This window comes from Candidatus Symbiopectobacterium sp. NZEC135 (genome assembly GCF_025962695.1).
The window spans coordinates 1-3,458 of sequence record NZ_JAGFPF010000155.1; the positions used below are offsets into that span (position 1 = coordinate 1).

Annotated in this window: 1 pseudogene; it reads right to left on the reverse strand. The window is 61.0% G+C overall.

Going from position 1 to position 3,458, the window contains the following annotated elements:
- Positions 1–3,458, reverse strand: a pseudogene (locus J5224_RS24140) (hypothetical protein); the annotation flags it as partial.

A 3,458-nucleotide genomic window follows, 5' to 3' on the forward strand; every position in this document is an offset into this window, starting at 1 on the left:
TCCGTGAACGTCAGGTCTACCGTCTTCTCGCTGCTGGTCCCACTGACCGGGGTAGCCTTGGACTCCGCCGTATTGATATAGCCGTCATCGCCGGCAAAGTGCTCGATATCGACACTCGGGCCGGTCACATCCAGCGTCGAGGATGCGGTATCGTGCGCCTGATTGCCCGCCGGGTCAGTGGTGGTGGCTTTGACGTCCACCTTGCCTTCCGCCAGATCGCTCAGGTCAGCGGTGGTGCTCCACTTACCGTCTACCACCGTGACACCGGTCACCGTGACCACTTTGCCGTTCACGTCTGTGAACGTCAGGTCTACCGTCTTCTCGCTGCTGGTGCCGCTTACCGGGGTAGCCTTGGCCTCCGCCGTATTGATATAGCCGTCATCACCGGCAAAGTGCTCGATATCGACACTCGGACCGGTCACATCCAGCGTAGAACTGGCCGTATCGTGCGCCTGATTGCCCGCCGGGTCAGTGGCAGTGGCCTTGACGTCCACCTTGCCTTCCGCCAGACCGCTCAGGTCTGCCGTGGTGCTCCACTTGCCGTCTACCACGGTCACACCAGTCACGGTGACGACTTTGCCATTCACGTCCGTGAACGTCAGATCTACCGTCTTCTCGCTGCTGGTGCCACTCACTGGCGTGGCGGTAGACTCGCTGGTATTGATATAGCCGTCATCGCCGGCAAAGTGCTCGATATCGACACTCGGACCGGTCACATCCAGCGTCGAGGATGCGGTATCGTGCGCCTGATTGCCCGCCGGGTCAGTGGCAGTGGCCTTGACGTCCACCTTGCCTTCCGCCAGACCGCTCAGGTCTGCCGTGGTGCTCCATTTGCCGTCTACCACGGAGACACCCGTTACCGTCACCACCTTGCCGTTCACGTCCGTGAACGTCAGGTCTACCGTCTTCTCGCTGCTGGTGCCGCTTACCGGCGTCGCCTTGGATTCGCTGGTATTGATATAGCCGTCATCACCGGCAAAGTGCTCGATATCTACCGTCGGGCCGGTCATATCCAGCGTCGAGCTAGCCGTATCGTGCGCCTGATTGCCCGCTGGATCGGTGGCGGTGGCCTTCACGTCCACCTTGCCTTCCGCCAGATCGCTCAGGTCTGCCGTGGTGCTCCACTTACCGTCTACCACCGTGACACCGGTCACCGTGACCACTTTGCCGTTCACGTCTGTGAACGTCAGATCCACCGTCTTCTCGCTGCTGGTGCCGCTTACCGGCGTCGCTGTGGACTCCGCCGTATTGATATAGCCGTCATCGCCGGCAAAGTGCTCGATATCGACACTCGGGCCAGTCATATCCAGCGTCGAGGATGCGGTATCGTGCGCCTGGTTACCCGCCGGGTCAGTGGCGGTGGCTTTGACGTCCACCTTGCCTTCCGCCAGACCGCTCAGGTCCGCCGTGGTGCTCCACTTGCCGTCCACTACCGTGACGTTCTTCACTTCCACGGTTTTGCCGCTGGCATCGGTAAATACCAGATCGACGCTCTTCTCGCTGCTGGTGCCGCTTACCGGGGTGGCTTTGGATTCGCTGGTATTGATATAGCCGTCGTCACCGGCAAAGTGCTCGATATCGACACTTGGACCGGTCACGTCCAGCGTCGACGACGCGGTATCGTGCGCCTGATTGCCCGCCGGGTCAGTGGCAGTGGCTTTGACATCCACCTTACCTTCCGCCAGATCGCTCAGGTCTGCCGTGGTGCTCCACTTGCCGTCCACTACGGTGACACCCGTTACCGTGACAACCTTGCCGTTCACATCCGTGAACGTCAGATCTACCGTCTTCTCGCTGCTGGTGCCGCTTACCGGGGTGGCTTTGGATTCGCTGGTATTGATATAGCCGTCGTCACCGGCAAAGTGCTCGATATCGACACTTGGACCGGTCACGTCCAGCGTCGAGGACGCGGTGTCGTGCGCCTGATTGCCCGCCGGATCGGTGGCGGTGGCTTTGACATCCACCTTACCTTCCGCCAGATCGCTCAGATCGGCGGTGGTGCTCCACTTGCCGTCCACTACCGTGACACCGGTTACCGTGACGGCCTTGCCATTCACGTCCGTGAACGTCAGGTCTACCGTCTTCTCGCTGCTGGTCCCACTGACCGGGGTAGCCTTGGACTCCGCCGTATTGATATAGCCGTCATCGCCGGCAAAGTGCTCGATATCGACACTCGGGCCGGTCACATCCAGCGTCGAGGATGCGGTATCGTGCGCCTGATTGCCCGCCGGGTCAGTGGCGGTGGCCTTGACGTCCACCTTGCCTTCTGCCAGATCGCTCAGATCGGCGGTAGTGCTCCACTTGCCGTCCACCACCGTGACGTTCTTCACTTCCACGGTTTTGCCGCTGGCATCGGTAAATACCAGATCGACGCTCTTCTCGCTGCTGGTGCCGCTTACCGGCGTGGCTTTGGATTCGCTGGTATTGATATAGCCATCATCGCCGGCAAAGTGCTCGATATCGACACTTGGACCGGTCACGTCCAGCGTGGAGCTGGCGGTGTCGTGCGCCTGATTGCCCGCCGGGTCCGTGGCGGTGGCTTTCACGTCCACTTTACCTTCCGCCAGACCGCTCAGGTCGGCCGTGGTGCTCCATTTGCCGTCTACCACGGAGACACCCGTTACCGTCACCACCTTGCCGTTCACGTCCGTGAACGTCAGGTCTACCGTCTTCTCGCTGCTGGTGCCGCTTACCGGCGTCGCCTTGGATTCGCTGGTATTGATATAGCCGTCATCACCGGCAAAGTGCTCGATATCTACCGTCGGGCCGGTCATATCCAGCGTCGAGCTAGCCGTATCGTGCGCCTGATTGCCCGCTGGATCGGTGGCGGTGGCCTTCACGTCCACCTTGCCTTCCGCCAGATCGCTCAGGTCTGCCGTGGTGCTCCACTTACCGTCTACCACCGTGACACCGGTCACCGTGACCACTTTGCCGTTCACGTCCGTGAACGTCAGATCCACCGTCTTCTCGCTGCTGGTGCCGCTTACCGGCGTGGCTTTGGACTCGGCCGTATTGATATAGCCGTCATCACCGGCAAAGTGCTCGATATCTACCGTCGGACCGGTCACGTCCAGCGTCGACGACGCGGTATCGTGCGCCTGGTTGCCCGCCGGGTCAGTGGCGGTGGCTTTGACGTCCACCTTGCCTTCTGCCAGATCGCTCAGATCCGCCGTGGTGCTCCATTTGCCATCCACCACCGTGACACCGGTTACCGTCACCACTTTGCCGTTCACGTCCGTGAATGTCAGATCAACTGTCTTCTCGCTGCTGGTCCCGCTTACCGGCGTGGCGGTGGACTCGGCGGTATTGATATAGCCGTCGTCACTGGCAAAGTGCTCGATATCCACGCTCGGGCCGGTCACATCCAGCGTAGAACTGGCCGTATCGTGCGCCTGATTGCCCGCCGGGTCAGTGGCAGTGGCTTTGACGTCCACCTTGCCTTCCGCCAGACCGCTCAG